Consider the following 299-nt stretch of genomic DNA (forward strand, 5'->3'; position numbering starts at 1 on the left):
TCGATGCGCCAAGGTTGCCCTGGTGGCCTGCATGCGTGTGCTCATCGTGCGGCTGAACGCCATGGTCAGGGACGGTACCTGCTGGAGAACAGATACCGCGCAGCAGTAAAAGACAGTTGCTCCTACGGTTCCAGGAGGCACGGACGTAGGAGCAACTGTCTTGCAGGCTGCGCCGCCTCTTTCCAACCCGTAGGGCGCATAACGCCTACGGCGTTATCCGCCGCGGCCGTCGGGCACCGGCGTTCCGGCCAACGGCGGATAACCGCGAACGGTTATTCGCCCTACGGTCGAGCACGGAC

The 299-nt window shown here is 63.5% G+C and carries 1 pseudogene; it reads left to right on the plus strand.

The features are described from left to right. Positions 1-109, plus strand: a pseudogene (locus DK254_RS34720) (IS110 family transposase); the annotation flags it as partial. Between the last annotated feature and the right edge of the window lie 190 nt (positions 110-299).

The organism is Pseudomonas sp. RW407, from assembly GCF_003176655.1.
Lineage (GTDB): Bacteria > Pseudomonadota > Gammaproteobacteria > Pseudomonadales > Pseudomonadaceae > Pseudomonas > Pseudomonas delhiensis.